Raw genomic sequence first — 19,740 nt, forward strand, 5'->3', positions numbered from 1 at the left:
TGTCTAGTGTTAGAAATTGGTTTGAAATTTACCCTCAACTTAGTATATTTTTCAGTGAAATTGTGTCAAAATATACTAAGTAATTAAAGGGTAACTGGTGGGTTTACACAGTTTATTTTACAGTCTCAATTTAGAGTTTAGCTTTTTTAAATTTTCTTATTTTTGTACGCATATTTTTCATTGGAGAGGATGTATTAAATTGAATCATTCGACCTAAAGTATATTTTTCATACCAATCTTTTTCATAAAGTTCAGAATTAGATAAATTTTCTATCAATGTTATAATTTTATTGATAATTTCTTTGAATTCATTAATTAAATTTGAGTAAGACCAACTAGCATATTCAAAATGGAAGTTTTGGGCTAATTTCCCTAATTCATTCCATTTATAGTTATTTTCTGGAAATATTACTTCCAATCCAGCAGATTTTCTATCATACCATTTTAGAACAAGTTTCCCCCAACCAATAAGATAAGCCAAAGTATCACATACACTAATCATTGTTCCTTTTATATTTCCTTCAATGTTTAATACTCTAGAAGATTCTTCCGAAAGAGTTGAATAATCAGCTAAGATATTTTTATATGCTTTTTGTATAGATTGAAGTAATTCTTGTTTATTTTGAGGTACTGAAGTCATAAAGTCTCTTTATTTAGACTCGTTTTGTATTCATTTGTTCTAATTCGTCTTTGAATTTCTCGTTTTACTGCATTTATTGCATAAGTGTTATTTCCACCGTGAATACTTGTTATGATTTGCGATTTACAATTTTCACAAATAAAATCTGTTTTTGCAACATCCGTATATCTTGTACTACAAGAACTGTCATCATAAACCAATACTGAATCGCAAGTAGGGCAGTAACATTGAACATTTGTTATTTGATCTTTTGTCCATTTCCATCTCCATTTTGCTTCATAGATAAAATCTTCTTTATATGAAAGATAAGCAGGTTTTTCATTATTTTGGAAACTAATAAGAAACCTAATTATCGTAATAAGTGCTAAAATTGAAATAACTAATAATACCCATAATGGAATATTATACGAAGTTAATAAAGCTTCATAAGTCCAAATTGAGCCAAATAATATTTGAAAAAATGAACTTACAACATAATCGTGGGTTTGTGGAATAAAGAATAAAATAATAATTCCTATAATAAGTGATGCAATCACTAAAATGCTTATTTTTACTTTTGAATTTTCTATTTGAATACCTTTTTTATAGATTAAATTTTTTTGGATTATATAGTATGCAGACTAAAATTAAAATTTTTGTATTTATAAACTGTATGAATTTTTGGTTTAACTATAAAGATACTTTAATATACTTAACTCTCAACTTCCTCAGGCAAAATAATCCCTGCATCAACAATTCTTAAAATCATTTGTTCATAATCCATATTTTCATTGAGTAAAAAAGATTTATAAAAATATCCTTCATTTAGTTCGGGCACTAAATTTGCTTCCACAAAATGTAAGATTCCATTGAAGCTTGTTTTTATATCAATTTTTCCCATAGTTTTCCCACCTAAAGCTCTAAATGAGTTTATTGCGATATTACAAAGTTCTTTATAGATTTTTTTATCACTTACAATATTTATTTCTTCTAAAATATTTTGTTTATTTTCACAATCTAAAACACGATGTCCATTTCTATTTTTTGCAGCAACAATTTCAATAGGTAGAATCATTAAAATATTTTTTGATTTATTTTCTAAAATACTTACACTATATTCTTTTCCTGATAGATAATTTTCTACTAAAGTACGAGATTTTTGAGTGTTATAAATATCCAAAACTTTTGCTTGATATTTTTTGAAGTCAAAAACAACAGATTCAGGAGTTATACCTTGACTATCTTCTCCCGATACTGGTTTAAGAAATAAAGGGAAAGTTACAGGAAGTGAACTTTCTATTTCATGTTCATCTGGTTGAGTAGTGAAAAATTTTGCTGTATTTATGTTTTCTTTTTTTACAAGAAGTTTTGCATTATTTTTATCATATTCATTATTTAATGCTTCTTTATTTGAAGTAATATAGTGGATTTTGTTTTTTTCTAAATAGTCTGAAAGCCAGATTTCTTGGTTTGAAAAATTAAAATATTTTATATCTGAAAATACTAAATCAGGTTTTCTTTTTACTAAAGATTTTAAATCATCTTCATTTTTTATAATAGTTACAATAACTTTTTCATAGCTTTTTGACAAGATTTCTAAAATTAGATTTTCATCTAGTTTTATTCCAATATTTTTTGAGTCAGCAAGTGAGGGTTCTATAACAATTTCTATTGATTTATTTATTTTTATAAGTGAGATGACTTATCCTTTTTTTACGGTTTTCGTATTATTAGATAGTTTATTTTACTTAAAAAAACTATCTAGAGTTGTTTGAGGTTAGCGTAAATAGTATTAATTACATATTTTTATAATTTATTTGTAATTATGGGGCTTAATAAAGGCAAATAATCATAAAATACCCCAATCAAACAAGCAATTAAAGGATATTTATGCCATTTTCGAATTTAGGTCTTAGTCAAAAAATATATAAAGCACTTGATGAGAATGCTTATAAAAATCCAACAATTATCCAAGAAAGAGTAATTCCCTTGGTTCTTGAAAATAAAGATATTATGGCAAAAGCCCAAACTGGTAGTGGAAAAACAGCAAGTTTTGTTTTACCAATTTTACAACTATTATTAAATAAAGAAGAAGATAAAGAACATAAAGGAAAAGCAAAAATATCAACTTTGGTTTTAACACCAACGAGAGAATTAGCTCTTCAAGTATCAAAGGCTTTTAGTGATTTTTCTAAATATTTTGAAAATAAACCTAAAATTGTAAGTGTAATAGGTGGAGAAAGTCTTACTCAACAGCTTTTAGATATTCAAAAAGGTTGTGATATTGTTGTTGCAACTACGGGAAGATTACTTGATATACTTGATAAAAAACAGATGAATTTATCAAATCTTGAATTTTTTGTTTTGGATGAAGCAGATAAAATGCTTGATTTAGGATTTGAAGAAGAACTAGAATTACTTTTAAAAGCTCTTCCTTTAAAAAGACAAAATTTACTATTTTCAGCTACTTATCCACAAAAAATGTTAAATATTGCTGCAAAAATTACAATAACAGCTTTGGAGATTTTTATAGAAGATGAAACGCAAATAGTTCAAACTATAAATCAAAGGGTAATAGAAGTAAATAAAGAGAATAGAAGCGCACTTTTACGAAATCTAATACAAAACAACTCTTGGGAACAAATACTTGTTTTTATGGCTAATAAACGCTCTTGTGACAATATCGCTTCTAAGTTTAGAAAATATGGATTAAATGCAGAATCTTTTCATGGTGATTTACTTCAAGAAGAAAGAAATGATACTTTAGAAGATTTTAAAAATAAAAAAATAAAGATTTTATTTGCAACAGATATTGCAGCACGAGGACTTCATATAGATGATATTTCATGTGTAATAAATTTTGATTTACCAAGAGCAGCAGCTGATTATATTCATAGAATAGGAAGAACTGGAAGAGCTGGTAAAAGTGGAGATGCTATTTCTTTTATAGGTTTAGAAGATTTTGAACATTTTTCATTAATAGAAAAAAGATGCGATATTAAACTAGAAAAAGAGCAAATAATTGGTTTTGAACTCACAGGAATACCAATAAAAAAAGAAAAAGGAAATGAACCTGTAAAAGGTGTAAGAAAAAGTAAAAAAGATAAATTAAGGGAAAATGCTTTAAAAGACTAGATAGTCTTATAAAGCATGATAGCTAAAACAACTACATTTAAAAGTAGAATATAATTTTTGTAAGAAGTTGCTTTTACCATATCTTTAACTTTTATTCCAAAATATACTCCAATAAGTGAACCAATACCTACTGTTGCACCCTCAACAAATAACATTTGACCTTGATATGAAGTTGATATAAATCCAGCAACTGAAGAAAAAATTACAAAAAATAGTCCCAAAGCAGTTGCAGCTTTTAAGTCATATCTTAAATAACCAACTAAGATAGGCGTTAATAAAATAGAACCACCAACACCAATACTCATAGCTAAAACACCAATAACAGCACCTATTAATATTAAAATATATGTATTTCTTATTTGAACATTTTCAGTTTGAATAGCAGGTGAATAAAAAATTCTGATTATTGTAAATATAAGAATAGCTATAAAAAGATATTGTAAAAATTCATTTGAAACATTTGGTACAAAATATCCACTTAGTAATCCACCAATTGAACCACCAATTCCTAAAATAACTCCATCTTTAATAACATCTTTAGCTCTTTTTGCATTTAAAAAAGAACCATAAACTGAAGAGAAAACCATTTGCATGATTGATATTGCAACCGCTTCTTTCATTACAAAACCAGTTGCTAAAAGTAAAGGAACTAATATTGTTCCTCCACCAATTCCAAAAAAACCAGAACTAAAACCTGTAATTATTCCAAAAAGTGCTAGTTCTAAACTCATGAATCTTTCCTATTTATAGAATTCATAGCTTCTATAAAATTGTTATATTCCTCTTCAAGTTTTTTGTCTTTTATACTTACATCAATACCATCTTCTTCTTTTAACGCAACTTCAACAACATGAATTCTTTCTAGCAAATATTTGAACATTTCTTTATTAATATCAGGTAAATCGCCATGTGCCATTTTACAATTTTTATTATCTCTTTTTATGATTTTTGCAGGAACTCCAACAGCAGTTGAATTATCAGGAACATCGCAAACAACAACAGAATTTGCTCCTATTTTAGAGTTTTTACCAATAGTTATATTCCCTAAAATTTTTGCTCCACTTCCAATAACAGTATTTGATCTAACAGTTGGATGTCTTTTTCCTTTATTTAAACTAACTCCACCAAGAGTTACACCTTGATAAATCAAAACATCATCTTCAACGATTGCCGTTGCACCAATAACCACACCAATAGCATGATCTATAAAAACTCTTCTTCCTATTGTACAAGCTGGATGAATATCTGTTTTTGTTAAAAAACTAGATATTCCATTAATAACTCTAGATAATTTTTTCCAACCTTTATAATAAAGTTTATTTGCAAACCTATAGTTAATAATTGCCCAAACACCAGGATAATTAAAAAATAATTCTAAGTTATTATCAAGTGCAGGGTCATTATTTTTTGGTACATTAAAATCTTCTTTTAATTGTGCCCAAAATGATATTTTTTCTTCTGGTACTTCTTCATTACTCATGATAACTCCAAATAGTTTTTAAATAACTGTTTTCATTTAGATATTTCTCCATATCTTTGTAGTTATGGTCATTTAAATTTTTTCTTAATCTTGCTCTTATATCATTTGTATCGTAGTCAATATCTTCTAATATATCTATGATTTTTTGTGATTCTAAAATTTTTTCTAATACAACTTCACCGTTTTTAAATACAATATTTACCTCTGTTGGATGTGAAAATAGATTATGTTTCATTCCTAAAGTATCTTGATAAGCACCAACATTAAAGAATCCAATAAAATAATCTTCTTTATTTAAATTTACATCATGTAAATAAAGTGGTTTTTTCAAATCAAATGGTAATTCTCCATCACTATCACAAGTAATATCCCATAAAGATGCACTTCTTGTAGGTTTTTTATCAAGATGAGTTATTGGCATAATTGGAAATTCTTGATCAATCCCCCAATAATCAGGAAGTGATTGAAATAAAGAAAAATTTAATAAATATTTTTCTTGAATATTTTCATCAAGTTTTTTTAACTCTTCATAATCATCTATTTCAAGTAAAGAAATAGCTTTTTTTATAACTTGGTGAGTTAAAATTTCAGCATTTGATCTATCTTGTAAATCAATATATCCTAAATCAAATAGTGTTAATAAAGATTCCATATGATCAATACTATCGTGCATATATTCATAAGCAGTTCTTTTTGACATATCTCTATGTAAATCATTTAATTCTTGAATTAAAGGAGGGTTTATAGGTTTAAGTTTTAGATGGTCAAAATCATATTCTGCTGAAAATAATTCAAGAACAGGTGCTATTAAAACAGTTGACGCTGCACTAATAAATCTTCCTGATTCTGTAAAAATATTTGGTTCATCAACACCTTTTTGTCGTGCAATATCTTTTAGTGTAAATATAACATCATTTGCAAATTCTGTTAAAGAATAAAATCTTGTTCTTTCATAAGCATTGTATTCAACAGCTAATCCACCACCAATATTTATAGAGTCAAGATTTGTTGCACCTAGATTTTTAAGTTCAGCATAAATATGACCAGCTTCCCTTAATGCTTTTTTCAAAGGTTTGATTGAGTTCATAGCAGAACCAATATGGAAATGAATCATTGTTAAATGCTTAACCAGATTATTATCTTCCATTAATTCATAAGCTTCAAGAATCTCTGTTGATGTTAAACCAAATTTAGAATTTATACCTCCACTTTTTGCCCATAAGCCACTTCCACCACTATGAAGTCTAACTCTTAACCCTATATTAGGACACTCCATTTTGGTTTCATTTAAAACCTCTATAATTATTTCCAGTTCGTTTAAACCCTCAATAATTATTGTTATATTATGACCCATACTTTTTGCAATAAAACCTAAGTGAATCATCTCTTTATCTTTAAATCCATTTACCGTTATTGGAGAACCTACATTGTTATAAGTCATAGCAATTACAAGTTCTGCTTTACTTCCAGCTTCAAGTCCATAGTTAAACTTTTTACCCTCTGTAATAAGTGGATGGATAAAGTTAGGAAGTTGATTTACTTTTAAAGGGAAAACAGCATTAAAAGTTCCCTTATAATCATACTCTTTGATACTTGCATTAAAAGTATTGTATAAGGTATTTATCTGCTTTTTTGTTATATGGGGGAATCTTAAAAGTAAAGGACCTTTAAAATCTTGTTTTCTTATATCTTTAACTATAGAAATCAGTGATGGTTTGCAGTTAAAGTTTATTTTTGCAAGTCCATCTTCAATTATAAAATTATCATCACTCCAGATGTCAATACCGTAATTACCCACTTTTAAAAATCCTCTAATTTTAAATTTTTTTCTTCTTTTGTTTTTAAATCTTTAATATAAATAGTTCCATTTTTTAATTCATTTTCACCAATTAGTGCAACAATAGTTGCTCCCAATTTTTCAGCTATTCCAAAGTGTTTTCCGAAACTTCTAGGTGCGTATTCTACAAAAGTTTTAGTTGTTTTTCTCTTTTGATTTGCAACTTTTAACATAGTATTTAAAGAATTTTCGTCTAAAGCTCCTACATATACAATATCTTGATTACATTGTGGCATTTTTACAAGTTCTAATAATCTTTCAATTCCTATTGCAAATCCAATACCACTAGTTGGTTTTCCACCTAAAAATTCAACTAACCTATCATATCTTCCACCACCTGCAATTGCACTTTGTGCGCCAATTTCATTACTCACAAATTCAAATGCAGTTTTGTTATAATAATCTAATCCTCTAACTAAGTTTGAATCTACTTCATATTTGATGTTATTAAAATTTAAAATTTCTTTTAATTTTTCAAAATCTGTATCACATGAATCACATAAACTTGTTGTGATTTTTGGAGCATTGTATAATAATAATTGACAGTTTTCATTTTTACAATCTAAAACTCTTATTGGATTAGTTAAAATCCTTCTATTGCAATCTTCACAAAGTTTTTCTTTAAAATTTGTTAAATGCTTAACTAGATTTTCTTTGTACGGAGGCATACAAATATTACAACCTAAAGAATTTAGTTTTAAAGTAAATCCAATTCCAAAAAAATCAAGAATTTCTTTTATCATAATAATTATATTTGCATCTTCAAAAACTGAATCTATACCAAATACTTCACAACCAAATTGGTGAAATTCTCTAAGTCTTCCTTTTTGAGGTCTTTCATATCTGAACATAGGACCATAATAATACCATTTATAGTTTCCACCAGCACGGTCAAGTTTTTTTTCAACAAAATGTCTTACAACTCCAGCTGTTCCCTCAGGTCTTAAACAAACATCATTTTCACCTTTGTCAATAAATTGATACATCTCTTTATTTACAATATCAGAACTTTCTCCAACACTTCTTTTAAATAAAGCTGTTTCTTCTAATAGGGGTGTTTCAATGTACGAAAACCCATAATTCTTAGCAATTTTTGATGCATTTTCAATAAAATAGGTAAATAAAGAACTCTCTTCATTTACAATATCTTTCATTCCTCTTAAGCTTTGTATTGTCTTAACATTTTTAGTTTCATTATTCGCCATTTATAAAATCCTCAATTTTCTTTTCTATTTCTTCTATTTTTAAACTAGCATCAATGATAATATGATTTATATTTAATCTTTTAATTGTTTCTTTCATTCTATTTTGAATATTTATTAGATAATCAATTCCTCTTAATTCTATTGAATCATTCTCTTTTTGAGATAATCTAAATTTTAATTCATTTGGAGTTAATTCAAGTAAAATTACATGACTTGGTAAAGTATTATTAGTTGCAATTAGATTTAAATTAATTAGTTCATCAATACTTAAAGCAGAAGCATAAGCAATACCTGAAATCATAGACCTATCAGAGATAATTGTATCGTTCTTATACTTCTTTATAACTTCTTCAATATGTTCAGCTCTATCGGCCATAAAAAGAAACATTTCTGCTATTTTTGATTTAGCTTCACCATTAAGTGCCATAGTTCTTAACTTTATACCAAGTGGTGTTCCACCTGGTTCTTTTGTAAAAATTGCATAAGGTAATTTTTCTTTTAGAAGTTCTAATTGAGTTGATTTGCCAGCTGTATCAATTCCTTCAATTACTACATACATTTTAAAACTTTTTCAGGAATTAAATGTTGAAATTTTCCATTAAATCTTATGATTTCCCTTACAATTGTAGAACTTACAAAGGCATTTTCTAAAGTTGGCATAAGATATAAAGTCTCTATTTTTTTATTTATTGAAGAGTTGGCATATCCCATTTGTAGTTCAAATTCAAAATCAGATACTGCTCTTAACCCTCTAATAATTGTATTAATTTTTAAATCAACTGCTAAATCAACAAGTAAAGTATCAAATCCTAAAACAGTAACACCCTCAATACCATCAGTTGCTGCTTTTGCGAAGTCAACTCTTTGTTCATGAGTGAACATTGGTTTTTTTAATTCACTTTTTGCAACAGCAATTATAACTTCATCAAAAATATTTGCTGCTCGTTTTATAATATCTAAATGACCATTTGTAATTGGGTCAAAAGTCCCACTATAAATGGCTTTTCTATATGAATTAATATCATTATTTGGCATATTTATTCCCATCTTTTATATAAATTATTATCAATTTTAAGTAAATCTAACCATTTACCTATTAAAAAGTTTTCCATATCTTCTAAACTTTGTTGCGCACTATAAAACCCTAAAATTGGAGGTGCAATTACAACTCCTAAGTTGGATAATTTAAGCATATTTTCTAAAGTAATACTATTTAAAGGCATTTCTCTAGGTGCTAATATAATTTCTCTTTTTTCTTTTAACATCACTGTAAAAGCTCTTGTTATTAAAGAATCTGAAATTCCTACAGCACATTTTGCTAAAGTATTCATTGAACAAGGAAGAATAATCATTTTATCGACCTTAAATGAACCAGATGCAATACTTGCACCTATGTTTGAGTCTTTAAAAATGGTTACATTTGGATAATCGGTGAATATTTCTTTTGTAGAGAGTTGATTTTCAAGTTTTAAAGCAATTTTTGCACTTTTTGAGAATATAACAAAAACTTCAATCTCTTTTGGTAATTTTTTTACAAAATTAACACCAAGATTTGAGCCACTTGCCCCTGAAATTGCAACAGTTATTTTCAAGAAAAACCTTTAGTTTTAGTATATGTAAAATGATAATAGCAAAAAAAGACTTTTAATTCAATTACCTTGAAAACAGGGCTTTTTATTAGGATTTATAAGTTTAGATTAATATTTAAAATGATAACATTTTGTATAAATATTATATCTACTAAATTTAACATTATGTTAATTTTAAGAATATTTAATATACTTAATGTAAAAGGATTTAAATATGTCAAAAATTTTTACTTACATCAGAAATAATGAAAATAATCAGAAATATACACTTGAACAAAGAGCTTTAGTTGAGAATTATTTAGCCAAAAATAATATTACAGATTTTAAAAATATTGAAATAAATATAAGCACTCCAGTTGAAGAAAAAAACATCTTGGATCTTCTGAAAAATTGTGAAATGAATTCAACTATTATAGTTTCAAGTTTAAATGTTTTTGGAAGGACAATTGAGACTATTTTAGAAATAGTAAGATTCTTACTAACAAATAAAATTAGAATTATTATTGTTGAACAAAATCTGGATTTAATAGATGATCAAGATATGTTAACTCAAATGATTTTAGGTGTTATTTCTATGACTATAGGTTTAGAAAAGGAGCTAATGAGCTTAAGAACAAAAGAGGCACTTACAGCAAAAAAATTAAATGGTATTGCTTTGGGAAAACCAAAAGGTACTATTCAAAAATCTAAGTTTGATTTACAAAGAGGAAAAATTGAAGAACTTTTAGCTGTTGGTTTAAGTGTGCGAAAAATATCAAAACTTTTAGGATATAACAATCACATTGGACTTAATAATTATGTTAAAAAAAGAAATATAAAAATAAATCTAAAGAGCACTCAATCTATTTGATAAGAACATCTTTATAATGGTTTAAAAAAAATATAGTAAAATAAAATTAATTAAAATTGAATGGAGTTATTGTGAAAGTATTATTAATCAAAGATGTAAAAACTTTAGGAAAAGCAGGTGAATTAAAAGAAGTAGCCGATGGATATGGGAAAAACTTTTTAATTGGAAAAGGTTTAGCATTACACGCAACAACTGAAGTATTAAATAGATATAAAGCAGAACAAAAAAAAGCTGCTGAAAATGAAGCAAAAGAAATAGCAGCTGCAAAAGAATTAGCTGAAAAATTAAATGCAACTAAACTTACAATAAAACATAAAGTTGGTGCAAATGGACAATTAATTGGTTCAGTTACAAATAAAGAAGTATCAGAAACATTAGAAGACCAATTTTCTATTATGCTTGATAAAAAAAATATATCATTAGATAAAAAAATCAAATCTATTGGAATTTACGAGTTAGATTGTAAACTAGGACATTCAATTCATGCAACTTTAAAAGTTGACATAATAGCAGAGTAATAAGATGTTTGATGCTACAACGATACTTGCATATAGAGGCGCTAATAAAGCAGTAATTGGAGGTGACGGTCAAGTTACTTTTGGAAATACTATTTTAAAAGGCAATGCCACAAAAATTAGAACACTTTATAAAGACCAAATACTTGCAGGATTTGCAGGAAGTACAGCTGATGCTTTTAATCTTTTTGATATGTTTGAAGAACATTTAAATTCTTGTAAAGGTGATTTACTAAAATCTGTAATAGCCTTTTCTAAAGAGTGGAGAAAAGATAAAGTTTTAAGAAGACTTGAAGCTATGATGATAGTTTTAAATAAAGAAAAAATTTTTATATTAAGTGGAACAGGAGATGTTGTTGAACCTGAAGATGGTGCGATTGCATCTATTGGAAGTGGTGGAAATTTTGCTATTTCAGCTGCACGAGCTTTGGTAAAACACTCAACTTTAGATGAAGAAGAAGTTGTACTAGAATCTTTAATGATTGCAGGTGAACTTTGCATTTATACAAATCAAAATATTAAAATATTAAAAATAGAGGACTAATCAATTATGGATATGACACCAAAACAAATAGTTGCATATTTAGATGATTATATTATTGGGCAAAATAATGCAAAAAAAACTATTGCACTAGCACTAAGAAATAGATATAGAAGAATGAGAGTTGAACCAAAACTTCAAGAAGAAATAATGCCTAAAAATATTTTGATGATTGGAAATACAGGAGTTGGTAAAACTGAAATTGCTAGAAGAATGGCAAAAATGATGGGATTACCTTTTGTAAAAGTTGAAGCTAGTAAATATACAGAAGTTGGATTTGTAGGTCGAGATGTTGAATCTATGATTAGAGATTTAGTTTATGAGGGAATAAATTTAGTAACTCGTGAGTTTGAAGAAAAAATCAAAGATAAAATTGATGATGAAGTGAATAAAAAAATTATTGAAAAATTAGTACCTCCACTTCCTGAAACTGCTAGTGAAAGTGCAAAAGAGTCTTTTATTAAAACTTATAATACTATGGAGAAAAAACTTCTTAATGGTTCTTTGGATGATAAAAAAATAGAGATTGAAATTCCTAAAAAAGCTCATATTGAGATTTTAGATTCTTCAATGCCTTTTGATATGAGTTCTATGCAAGAAAGTCTAAATAAAATGTTAGGCGGATTAAATAAAGAAACAATTAAAAAAGAAGTATTTATAAAAGATGCAAAAATTTTATTAAGAGGATTGGCAAGTGAATCTTTACTTGATTTGGAAGCTATAAAAATAGAAGCACTTAAAAGATGTGAAAATGGTGGAATTATCTTTTTAGATGAAATAGATAAAATTGCATCTAGCAAAAAAGTTCAAGGTCAAGACCCATCAAAAGAGGGTGTTCAAAGAGATTTACTTCCAATAGTTGAGGGAAGTAGTGTTCAAACAAAATTTGGACAAATAAAAACGGACCATATTTTATTTATAGCAGCTGGTGCATTTCATGTTTCAAAACCAAGTGATTTAATACCCGAACTTCAAGGAAGATTTCCTTTAAGAGTTGAATTAGAATCTCTTGATGAAGAGGCTTTATACAAAATTTTAACAAATACAAAAAACTCTCTTTTACAACAATATAAAGCACTATTAGCCGTTGAAGAAGTAGAATTAGAATTTGATGATGAAGCAATAAGAGCATTTGCAAAATATGCAGTTACTGCAAATGAAAAAACTGAAGACATAGGTGCAAGAAGACTTCATACTGTTATTGAAAAAGTAATTGAAGATATATCTTTTGATGCAGATGAGAAAAAAGGCGAAAAAGTAATAGTAACAAAAGAATTAGTTGCTAGTAAGTTAGATGATATTGTTGATAATATCGATACAGCAAGATATATTTTATAAGTTATATATATTAATAACTTTTTAGCTAGAATAATTTTTATTAAAAAACACGGAGTAGTAATATGAATATTGTAACATTTTGTCAAGTAGATGAGTCTTTATTTAATCCAGAGTTTAATGTTGAATATTTTCATTCAACAGGGACAGCAAGCGATGCTGATATTGTAATCATTGATATTGATTCTATTTTTGAGTTTGAAGAAAATAAAACAAAAATTTGTAAAGATAAGTTTGTCTCAATAGCTATTATTGATGATGAAGGTGATTATGAAGCTTTTAAAAATTTTGGAATTGATGCTTGGATAAAACATTCAGATATTTCACAAATAAACAATATTATTAATTTAGTAAACAAAAGGCTTTTATCATAATTATTGATACACATTGTCATTTAGACAACAAACAATATTACGAAGATATTGATAAAGTTATTCAAAATGCTTTAAATCATAATGTAAAAGGTTTTTTAATTCCTGGTGCTGATTTTGATGATTTACCACAAGCTGTTGCATTAGCTGAAAAATATAATGAAGTTTATTTTGCAGTTGGAATTCATCCTTATGATATAGATAAGTTTGATGAAGTTATTATGGAAAAGTATGTAAATCATCCAAAATGTATTGCCATTGGTGAATGTGGTTTGGATTATTTTAGACTTCCTGAGGATGAAATTCAAAAAGCTGAAAATATAAAAAAACAAAAAGAGGTTTTTATAGCTCAAATAGAGTTTGCAAAAAAAGTAAAAAAACCTTTGATTATTCATATAAGAGAAGCTTCAAATGATTCACGACAAATTTTGATTGATTATAATGCAAAAGAAGTAGGTGGAGTTTTACACTGTTTTAATGCAAGTGAACATTTACTTCTTTTGGCTGAACATAATTTTTATTTTGGAATAGGTGGAGTTCTTACTTTTAAAAATGCAAAAAAATTAGTAGAAATTCTTCCAAAAATTCCAAAAGATAAGTTATTAATTGAAACAGATGCTCCTTATCTTACTCCACATCCTCATCGAGGTGAAAGAAATGAACCGTATTATACGGTGTTTGTTTCTAGCAAAATAGCTGAAATACTCGAAATTAGTGATCTAGAAGTTCAAAATTTAACAACGAAAAATGCTAAGAAATTATTTAAAGAGTTTTCTAGTTTTTCTTAGATATAATTTAAGATATATCAAGAAGATGGAGATTATTTGCATAAATTTTTTATATTATTACTTTTTTTAGTAAATACTCTTTTCGCAAATGTATCTGAAGATGATTTAAAAATCTTAAAAGATTTGGGAATAGAGAGTTCTTTTATTACTGAAAAAAGTTTATTAGCTACTTTTGATGAATACTCTTCTAGTTACAATATAAATTATTACAATAATCTCTTGAAAAAATCTTCTTTAAATGTCCAAATAGTTAAAAATGAAATTCAAAATGAAAATCTTCCTGATGCCGTATTTTTTATTCCTTTATTAGAAGCTAGTTTTGTGAATCAAGAACGAGGGAAAAATAGCCCAGCTGGATTATGGCAAATAATGCCACTTACTGCAAAAAATTTAAGATTAAGAAATGATGAGAGTATTGATGAACGACTTGATTTAATTAAATCTACAGATGCTGCAAGTTCTTATTTAAAAAAATATTATAAAAAATTAGATAAATGGTATTTAGCTATTTTGGCTTATAATTCAGGTGAAGGAAATGTTGCTGAGGGAGTTGCTAGAGCCTCACTTGATAGATATTTAGAACTTAATCCTAATATGAATGATACTCCAAGCATTAGAAATTATAAAAAGATGCTTAGTGATTATAGAATTACTAAAACAGGGTTTAGTAATTTATATGATGTTTATAGTAGATTTGAATCATCTTATAGTTTAGAGTATTTAGTTAAAAATAATAAAGAAAATAAATATTTAGCAGAATCAAGTATTACATATATGAGAAAATTAATAGCTTTTTCTATGATTGCAAATAGAGATTTATTTAAAAGTATAGATAAAAAAGCTAAATATACATTAGAAAAAGTAAAAGCACCAAAAGGTATACAACTTAGATCTTTAGCTAATGCTGTAAATATGGATTATAATGAATTTAGAAATCTTAATAAACATATTAAAAAAGAGACTTTGCCAATTGATTCAAAATCTTATAATATTTATATTCCTCAAAATAAATTAGAACTTTATAATCAAAGAATAGTAACTATCAAACCTATCAAAGAAAATATAATTGATACAAAAGTAGTAGAAAATAAGAAAACAAAAAATGAAAATATAAAACAAAATAAAATAACAGAAATTAAAAAAACTAATAAACCAATTATTTATATTATTAAAAAAGGTGATTCTTTTGAATCAATATCAAAAAAATATAAAGTAGATTTAAAAAAATTAAAAAATGACAATAATAAAAAGTCAAATTTAATAAAAATAGGAGATAAAATTGAGATTTATAAGTAGTTATTTAAAATATAGTTTGTTCTTATGTTTATTAAGTGTTTTTCTTTTTACTGGTTGTTCTCAAAAATCTTATGATGTAGATTATGATAAATTTTATAAAGATACAAAAAACTCTAAAATAAATAACTCAAAAGAGATGCATAAATATACTATGCGACCATATAGTGTATTTGGTATAAAATATTATCCATTTGTGGCAAATATGGGAGACCAATTTGAAGGAATTGCTTCTTGGTATGGACCTGATTTTCATGAAAAAAAGACTTCAAATGGAGAAGTTTATAATATGTATGATATGACAGCTGCTCATAAAACCCTACCAATGAATACAGTTGTAAAAGTAGATAATTTAGATAATGGTAAATCTATAATAGTAAGAATAAATGATAGAGGTCCATTTGTTAGAGGAAGAATTATTGATTTATCAAACAAAGCTGCTCATGAAATCGATATGTATAGAAAAGGTACAGCACAAGTAAAAATTACTGTTTTAGGATATAATGGTGAGATTGAAAATAAAAATGCACCTTATGTTGAAAATACAACAAATAGTGTAAAAAATGAAAAAATTGATGTTATTGATCCTTTAGAAATTAAAGAAGATCGTATTGTATCTACGAAAGTACCAGTTGTACCTGTCGTTAATACTAATAAAAATAATAATACAACAAAAATAGTAAGACCAGTTATTGCTCCTATAGGTACTCCTACAATAAGTAATAATAACAATAAAAAAGTTTTATCAACTGGGAAATATAGTATTCAAATTGGTGCATTTAGTCAAGAATCGGGAGCTATAAAAACTAAAAATGAATATCAAAAGAAGTTTAATAGTAATCAAGTAGATACAAAAAAAGTTCTTTCAAATGGAAAAACTTTCTTTAAAGTATTTATTAATGGATTTGACACTTATGAGAAAGCTCAAAGCTTTAAAAATGCAAATGGTTTAGGAAGTTCTCTTATTACTGGTAATTAGGAAAAAAAAATGGTAGAAATAAATAGAAAAACAAAAGAAACAGATATCAAATGTAAAATCGATATAAATGGTTCTGGAAAATCAAACATAAATACAGGCGTTGGATTTTTTGACCATATGTTAGAAGCTTTATCAAAACATAGTGGAATAGATATAGATTTATCTTGCAATGGAGATTTACACATTGATGCTCACCATACGGTTGAAGATTGTGGAATAGTTTTAGGACAAGCTTTGAAAAAAGCAATTTTTCCAATTCAAGCAGTTGAGAGATACGGAAATGCAACGGTTGTGATGGATGAAGCTGCAAGTACTTGTGCTTTAGATTTATCAAATAGACCTTTTTTAGTTTATGAAGTAAATATTAGTGGTAAAGTTGGAGATTTTGATGTTGAATTAGTTGAAGAGTTTTTTCACGCAGTATCTGGAAATGCAGGAATTACTTTACATATTATTTGTGATAGAGGAAGAAATAAACATCATATTTTAGAAGCTAGTTTCAAAGCATTTGCTGTGGCACTAAGACGAGCATTAGTTAAAAATGAAAGATTAGGAATTCCTAGTACAAAAGGTATTTTATGATTGAATTAATTGTTTTAGATGTTGATGGTACTTTAACAGATGGGAAAATAACTTATTCAAATAGTGGAGAAGAAACAAAATCTTTTGATGTTGCTGATGGCTTAGCAATTGCTGTTTGGACAAAAAAATTTGGTAAAAAAGCTGCAATTATAACGGGGCGAAGTTCTTTTGTTGTTGAAAAAAGAGCAAAAGAGTTAAATATTACTCATCTTCATCAAGGAATAAAAAATAAACAAGAAGTTTTAGAAGAAATTTTAAAAAAAGAGGGTTTATCTTGGAGTCAAGTGGCTGCTATTGGTGATGATTTAAATGATTATAATATGCTAAAAAAAGTTGGTCTTTCATTCACACCTGCAAATGGAACACATTATTTAAAAGAATTTGTAAATGTTGTGTGTCAAAATAAAGGTGGAGATGGAGCTGTGCGAGAAATGTTAGAATACATTTTCAAAGAAGATGGACTTGAAGAGGAATTTTTAAAAGCATGGCTATAAAAATATTTACTTTTTTACTTTTAATTTTATCTGTAGGATATTATTTTGTTCCAGTTGAAAATATTAAAAAAGATGAACTTGATAAAGATATGCCATTGGTTATATTTGAATCATCATTTATGTACACAATTAATGAAGAAAGTATAAATAGAATTGTTTATGCAACACATGCTATAAAATACAAAGATAGAGATGAAATGTATAATGCTGATATTATTTTAAAAAATACAGATGAAACAAAAGATTTTAAAAGTGAAAAATTAAAAGCAAAGCTAATAATAAAAAATGGTAATGAGTATACTTTAATAGATAATGTAAAATATACAAGAGATGATTTTATGAAGTTAAACACAAATGAACTTTTTTATAATGATATTACAAAAATCGCAACAAATACTAAACCATTTGATGCTGTGTATAATAAACATTTTTTAAAGGGTGATACTATTTATTTAGATGTAAATAATGATTTTGTAAAAGCGAATAATACACATTTTGAAATAGATGTTATTAAGAAAAACTAAAAAAGGAAAAAAATGAGATATTTAATAGGTTCAATACTTTGTTCTATATATTTATTTGCTCAAAGCGAAACTTTAACCATAGATGCACAAAATTTTGAAGCAGATGATAAAAAAGGAGTTTCTATTTTTACTGGAAATGTAAAAATGAAAATGGGTGAAGATAAATTAAATGCACAAAGAGTAGAAGTTTATTTTACAACAGATAAAAATAATGCTAAAGTTCCTTTAAAATATGAAGCTACTGGAAAAGCTGATTTTGAAATTATTACAAAAGAAAAACATTATATTGGGAATGGAGATAAAGTAATTTATTCGCCACAAAAAGAAGAATATACTATTTTGGGTAATGGTTACTTACAAGAAAAGAATGATGATAGAAAAGTCTATGGAGATACTATTTTTGTTAATCAATTAACAGGAGAAGCAAGAGTAAAAGGAAGCGAACAAAAACCTGTTCGATTTATTATAAATGTTGAGCGTGGTGAAGATAAAGGAAAAAATCAATGAGAATAACTGAAGCAAAATTTTTACAATCTGCACAAGGAATTGCAGATTCTCCAAGTCCCAATAGAGCTGAAGTAGCATTTCTAGGAAGATCAAATGTTGGAAAATCATCATTACTAAATACATTAACAAATAGAAAAGGTTTAGCAAAATCTTCATCAACGCCTGGTAAAACACAGCTTATAAACTATTTTGAGATTAACTTTAAAACTGATAATGAAGAGTTACCATATTTATATGCAAGATTTGTAGATTTACCTGGATTTGGTTATGCAAAAGTTGCAAAAAGTATTAAAGCTGAATGGAATAGAAATCTAACAGCTTATTTGGAACAAAGACAATGTTTGCAAATATTTGTACATTTAATTGATTCAAGACATCCTTTGCTTGATATTGATAAAAATGTGGATGAGTTTTTGAGAACTATAAAAAGAGGCGATCAAATTATTATTCAAGCTTTTACAAAAATAGATAAACTAAAAATGAATGATTTAGCTAAATTAAAAAGAGAATATCCAGATGGAATTTTTATATCAAACTTGAAAAAAAAAGGTATGATTGATTTACAAAATAAAATTACAGGATACTTATTTGGACATTAGATTTTATAAGCCAACCGTGGCTGATATTACAAAAATGCAAGATATTGTTAAAGAAGAAGTGCAAAGTGGAAAAATTCTTTTAAGAACAGAAGATGAAATGGCAACAACAATCCGTTCTTATACTGTTGTAGAAGTGAATGGAAAAATGGCTGGATTTACTGCAACTCATATTCATTCTCCAAGACTTGCAGAAGTGCGAAGTTTAGTAATAGCAAAAGAGTTCAGAGGTTTAAAATTAGGAAAGAAACTAGTTGATGCCTGTATAAAAGAAGCAAAAGAGTATGGAATACAACAGCTTTTATCTTTAACTTATGAACAAGGATTTTTTGAAAGTTGTGGATTTAGAGTAATCTCAAAAGAAGAGATACCAGAACATAAAATCTGGGCTGATTGTATTAGATGTAAACATTTTCCTATTTGTGATGAAATAGCAATGGTGTATGATTTATAACTAATTACTTTTTACTATTGTAGTTATTTAGTGTACAATGTATGAA

Annotated in this window: 25 protein-coding genes; 15 read left to right on the plus strand and 10 right to left on the minus strand. The window is 26.8% G+C overall.

The genetic code is table 11. The features are described 5' to 3' along the window. Positions 1-130 precede the first annotated feature (130 nt). The 3 genes from B0174_RS09990 to B0174_RS10000 form a co-directional block, all read right to left on the minus strand. A complete protein-coding gene (locus B0174_RS09990; protein ID WP_108560261.1) occupies positions 131-640 on the minus strand; it encodes a ClbS/DfsB family four-helix bundle protein in 510 nt (169 codons plus the stop codon). Beyond that, positions 637-1,176, minus strand: coding sequence for a hypothetical protein (locus B0174_RS09995; protein WP_228156451.1), 540 nt, complete (start codon positions 1,174-1,176; stop codon positions 637-639). Before B0174_RS09995 ends, B0174_RS09990 begins: the two co-directional genes overlap by 4 nt. 155 nt (positions 1,177-1,331) lie before the next feature. After that, complete coding sequence (locus B0174_RS10000; protein WP_165790415.1) at positions 1,332-2,210, minus strand: ATP-grasp domain-containing protein; 879 nt, start codon at positions 2,208-2,210, stop codon at positions 1,332-1,334. A gap of 299 nt (positions 2,211-2,509) precedes the next feature. Here B0174_RS10000 and B0174_RS10005 point away from each other — a divergent pair, with 299 nt between their 5' ends. Then, positions 2,510-3,754: a DEAD/DEAH box helicase gene (locus tag B0174_RS10005; RefSeq protein ID WP_108560265.1), complete on the plus strand. Its 1,245-nt coding sequence runs from the start codon at positions 2,510-2,512 to the stop codon at positions 3,752-3,754. On the opposite strand, the gene B0174_RS10010 is transcribed toward B0174_RS10005, so the two are convergent. The 7 genes from B0174_RS10010 to B0174_RS10040 are packed head-to-tail and all read right to left on the minus strand — an operon-like array spanning position 3,751 to position 9,868. Next, positions 3,751-4,485 (minus strand): sulfite exporter TauE/SafE family protein, encoded by a 735-nt coding sequence (locus tag B0174_RS10010; protein ID WP_108560267.1) that lies wholly within the window; start codon positions 4,483-4,485, stop codon positions 3,751-3,753. The two genes, B0174_RS10005 and B0174_RS10010, sit on opposite strands and share 4 nt — an antisense overlap. Next, complete coding sequence (cysE, locus tag B0174_RS10015) at positions 4,482-5,234, minus strand: serine O-acetyltransferase (RefSeq protein WP_108560269.1); 753 nt, start codon at positions 5,232-5,234, stop codon at positions 4,482-4,484. Before cysE ends, B0174_RS10010 begins: the two co-directional genes overlap by 4 nt. Next, positions 5,227-7,032: a biosynthetic arginine decarboxylase gene (gene speA / locus B0174_RS10020; RefSeq protein WP_108560271.1), complete on the minus strand. Its 1,806-nt coding sequence runs from the start codon at positions 7,030-7,032 to the stop codon at positions 5,227-5,229. The genes cysE and speA overlap by 8 nt, the downstream gene beginning before the upstream one ends. Before the next feature lie 2 nt (positions 7,033-7,034). Then, positions 7,035-8,276, minus strand: coding sequence for a histidine--tRNA ligase (gene hisS / locus B0174_RS10025; protein WP_108560273.1), 1,242 nt, complete (start codon positions 8,274-8,276; stop codon positions 7,035-7,037). Beyond that, the gene (gene tmk / locus B0174_RS10030) at positions 8,266-8,835 is read right to left on the minus strand and encodes a dTMP kinase (RefSeq protein WP_108560275.1); all 570 of its coding nucleotides are present in this window, start codon (positions 8,833-8,835) and stop codon (positions 8,266-8,268) included. Before tmk ends, hisS begins: the two co-directional genes overlap by 11 nt. After that, positions 8,826-9,311: a pantetheine-phosphate adenylyltransferase gene (coaD, locus tag B0174_RS10035; RefSeq protein WP_108560278.1), complete on the minus strand. Its 486-nt coding sequence runs from the start codon at positions 9,309-9,311 to the stop codon at positions 8,826-8,828. Before coaD ends, tmk begins: the two co-directional genes overlap by 10 nt. Positions 9,312-9,313: 2 nt before the next feature. After that, positions 9,314-9,868 (minus strand): UbiX family flavin prenyltransferase, encoded by a 555-nt coding sequence (locus B0174_RS10040; RefSeq protein ID WP_108560281.1) that lies wholly within the window; start codon positions 9,866-9,868, stop codon positions 9,314-9,316. A gap of 211 nt (positions 9,869-10,079) precedes the next feature. Between B0174_RS10040 and B0174_RS10045 the strand changes: the two genes are divergently transcribed. From B0174_RS10045 to B0174_RS10110, 14 genes are all read left to right on the plus strand, one after another. After that, positions 10,080-10,715: a recombinase family protein gene (locus tag B0174_RS10045; RefSeq protein ID WP_108560283.1), complete on the plus strand. Its 636-nt coding sequence runs from the start codon at positions 10,080-10,082 to the stop codon at positions 10,713-10,715. A 71-nt stretch (positions 10,716-10,786) separates the two neighbouring features. Then, positions 10,787-11,233 carry a 50S ribosomal protein L9 gene (rplI, locus tag B0174_RS10050; RefSeq protein WP_108560286.1) on the plus strand — a complete coding sequence of 149 codons (447 nt, stop codon included), beginning with the start codon at positions 10,787-10,789 and terminating at the stop codon, positions 11,231-11,233. A gap of 4 nt (positions 11,234-11,237) precedes the next feature. After that, a complete protein-coding gene (hslV, locus tag B0174_RS10055; protein ID WP_108560290.1) occupies positions 11,238-11,774 on the plus strand; it encodes an ATP-dependent protease subunit HslV in 537 nt (178 codons plus the stop codon). Positions 11,775-11,780: 6 nt separating this feature from the next. Further along, entirely contained in the window at positions 11,781-13,109 is a 1,329-nt protein-coding gene (hslU, locus tag B0174_RS10060) for an ATP-dependent protease ATPase subunit HslU (protein ID WP_108560294.1), read from the plus strand. 62 nt (positions 13,110-13,171) lie between these two features. Then, the gene (locus B0174_RS10065; protein WP_108560297.1) at positions 13,172-13,480 is read left to right on the plus strand and encodes a hypothetical protein; all 309 of its coding nucleotides are present in this window, start codon (positions 13,172-13,174) and stop codon (positions 13,478-13,480) included. Next, complete coding sequence (locus B0174_RS10070; protein WP_108560300.1) at positions 13,477-14,265, plus strand: TatD family hydrolase; 789 nt, start codon at positions 13,477-13,479, stop codon at positions 14,263-14,265. Before B0174_RS10065 ends, B0174_RS10070 begins: the two co-directional genes overlap by 4 nt. 36 nt (positions 14,266-14,301) lie before the next feature. Further along, entirely contained in the window at positions 14,302-15,561 is a 1,260-nt protein-coding gene (locus B0174_RS10075; protein ID WP_108560303.1) for a transglycosylase SLT domain-containing protein, read from the plus strand. Further along, positions 15,545-16,537 (plus strand): septal ring lytic transglycosylase RlpA family protein, encoded by a 993-nt coding sequence (locus B0174_RS10080; protein WP_108560306.1) that lies wholly within the window; start codon positions 15,545-15,547, stop codon positions 16,535-16,537. The genes B0174_RS10075 and B0174_RS10080 overlap by 17 nt, the downstream gene beginning before the upstream one ends. A 9-nt stretch (positions 16,538-16,546) precedes the next feature. Then, the gene (gene hisB / locus B0174_RS10085; RefSeq protein ID WP_108560309.1) at positions 16,547-17,119 is read left to right on the plus strand and encodes an imidazoleglycerol-phosphate dehydratase HisB; all 573 of its coding nucleotides are present in this window, start codon (positions 16,547-16,549) and stop codon (positions 17,117-17,119) included. Continuing rightward, positions 17,116-17,613: a KdsC family phosphatase gene (locus B0174_RS10090; protein ID WP_108560313.1), complete on the plus strand. Its 498-nt coding sequence runs from the start codon at positions 17,116-17,118 to the stop codon at positions 17,611-17,613. Before hisB ends, B0174_RS10090 begins: the two co-directional genes overlap by 4 nt. Beyond that, complete coding sequence (lptC, locus tag B0174_RS10095) at positions 17,604-18,137, plus strand: LPS export ABC transporter periplasmic protein LptC (protein ID WP_108560316.1); 534 nt, start codon at positions 17,604-17,606, stop codon at positions 18,135-18,137. Before B0174_RS10090 ends, lptC begins: the two co-directional genes overlap by 10 nt. Positions 18,138-18,149: 12 nt before the next feature. Then, positions 18,150-18,644: a lipopolysaccharide transport periplasmic protein LptA gene (gene lptA / locus B0174_RS10100; RefSeq protein ID WP_108560319.1), complete on the plus strand. Its 495-nt coding sequence runs from the start codon at positions 18,150-18,152 to the stop codon at positions 18,642-18,644. After that, the gene (yihA, locus tag B0174_RS10105; protein WP_108560322.1) at positions 18,641-19,243 is read left to right on the plus strand and encodes a ribosome biogenesis GTP-binding protein YihA/YsxC; all 603 of its coding nucleotides are present in this window, start codon (positions 18,641-18,643) and stop codon (positions 19,241-19,243) included. The genes lptA and yihA overlap by 4 nt, the downstream gene beginning before the upstream one ends. Continuing rightward, on the plus strand, positions 19,233-19,694 hold the full coding sequence (locus tag B0174_RS10110; protein WP_108560325.1) for an N-acetyltransferase: 462 nt from the start codon (positions 19,233-19,235) through the stop codon (positions 19,692-19,694). Before yihA ends, B0174_RS10110 begins: the two co-directional genes overlap by 11 nt. Positions 19,695-19,740 lie beyond the last annotated feature (46 nt).

Origin of the sequence: Arcobacter caeni, assembly GCF_003063245.1 — a bacterium.
Taxonomy (GTDB): Bacteria; Campylobacterota; Campylobacteria; order Campylobacterales; family Arcobacteraceae; genus Aliarcobacter; species Aliarcobacter caeni.

What these genes read in the sequence shown, in the direction of transcription:
- yihA (WP_108560322.1), top strand. Translation starts at nt 18,641, where the DNA reads ATGAGAATAACTGAAGCAAAATTTTTACAATCTGCACAAGGAATTGCA.
- coaD (WP_108560278.1), bottom strand. Translation starts at nt 9,311, where the DNA reads ATGCCAAATAATGATATTAATTCATATAGAAAAGCCATTTATAGTGGG.
- hisB (WP_108560309.1), top strand. Translation starts at nt 16,547, where the DNA reads ATGGTAGAAATAAATAGAAAAACAAAAGAAACAGATATCAAATGTAAA.
- hslU (WP_108560294.1), top strand. Translation starts at nt 11,781, where the DNA reads ATGGATATGACACCAAAACAAATAGTTGCATATTTAGATGATTATATT.
- B0174_RS10090 (WP_108560313.1), top strand. Translation starts at nt 17,116, where the DNA reads ATGATTGAATTAATTGTTTTAGATGTTGATGGTACTTTAACAGATGGG.
- B0174_RS09990 (WP_108560261.1), bottom strand. Translation starts at nt 640, where the DNA reads ATGACTTCAGTACCTCAAAATAAACAAGAATTACTTCAATCTATACAA.
- lptA (WP_108560319.1), top strand. Translation starts at nt 18,150, where the DNA reads ATGAGATATTTAATAGGTTCAATACTTTGTTCTATATATTTATTTGCT.
- hisS (WP_108560273.1), bottom strand. Translation starts at nt 8,276, where the DNA reads ATGGCGAATAATGAAACTAAAAATGTTAAGACAATACAAAGCTTAAGA.
- lptC (WP_108560316.1), top strand. Translation starts at nt 17,604, where the DNA reads ATGGCTATAAAAATATTTACTTTTTTACTTTTAATTTTATCTGTAGGA.
- tmk (WP_108560275.1), bottom strand. Translation starts at nt 8,835, where the DNA reads ATGTATGTAGTAATTGAAGGAATTGATACAGCTGGCAAATCAACTCAA.
- B0174_RS10005 (WP_108560265.1), top strand. Translation starts at nt 2,510, where the DNA reads ATGCCATTTTCGAATTTAGGTCTTAGTCAAAAAATATATAAAGCACTT.
- cysE (WP_108560269.1), bottom strand. Translation starts at nt 5,234, where the DNA reads ATGAGTAATGAAGAAGTACCAGAAGAAAAAATATCATTTTGGGCACAA.
- B0174_RS10065 (WP_108560297.1), top strand. Translation starts at nt 13,172, where the DNA reads ATGAATATTGTAACATTTTGTCAAGTAGATGAGTCTTTATTTAATCCA.
- B0174_RS10045 (WP_108560283.1), top strand. Translation starts at nt 10,080, where the DNA reads ATGTCAAAAATTTTTACTTACATCAGAAATAATGAAAATAATCAGAAA.
- hslV (WP_108560290.1), top strand. Translation starts at nt 11,238, where the DNA reads ATGTTTGATGCTACAACGATACTTGCATATAGAGGCGCTAATAAAGCA.
- B0174_RS10010 (WP_108560267.1), bottom strand. Translation starts at nt 4,485, where the DNA reads ATGAGTTTAGAACTAGCACTTTTTGGAATAATTACAGGTTTTAGTTCT.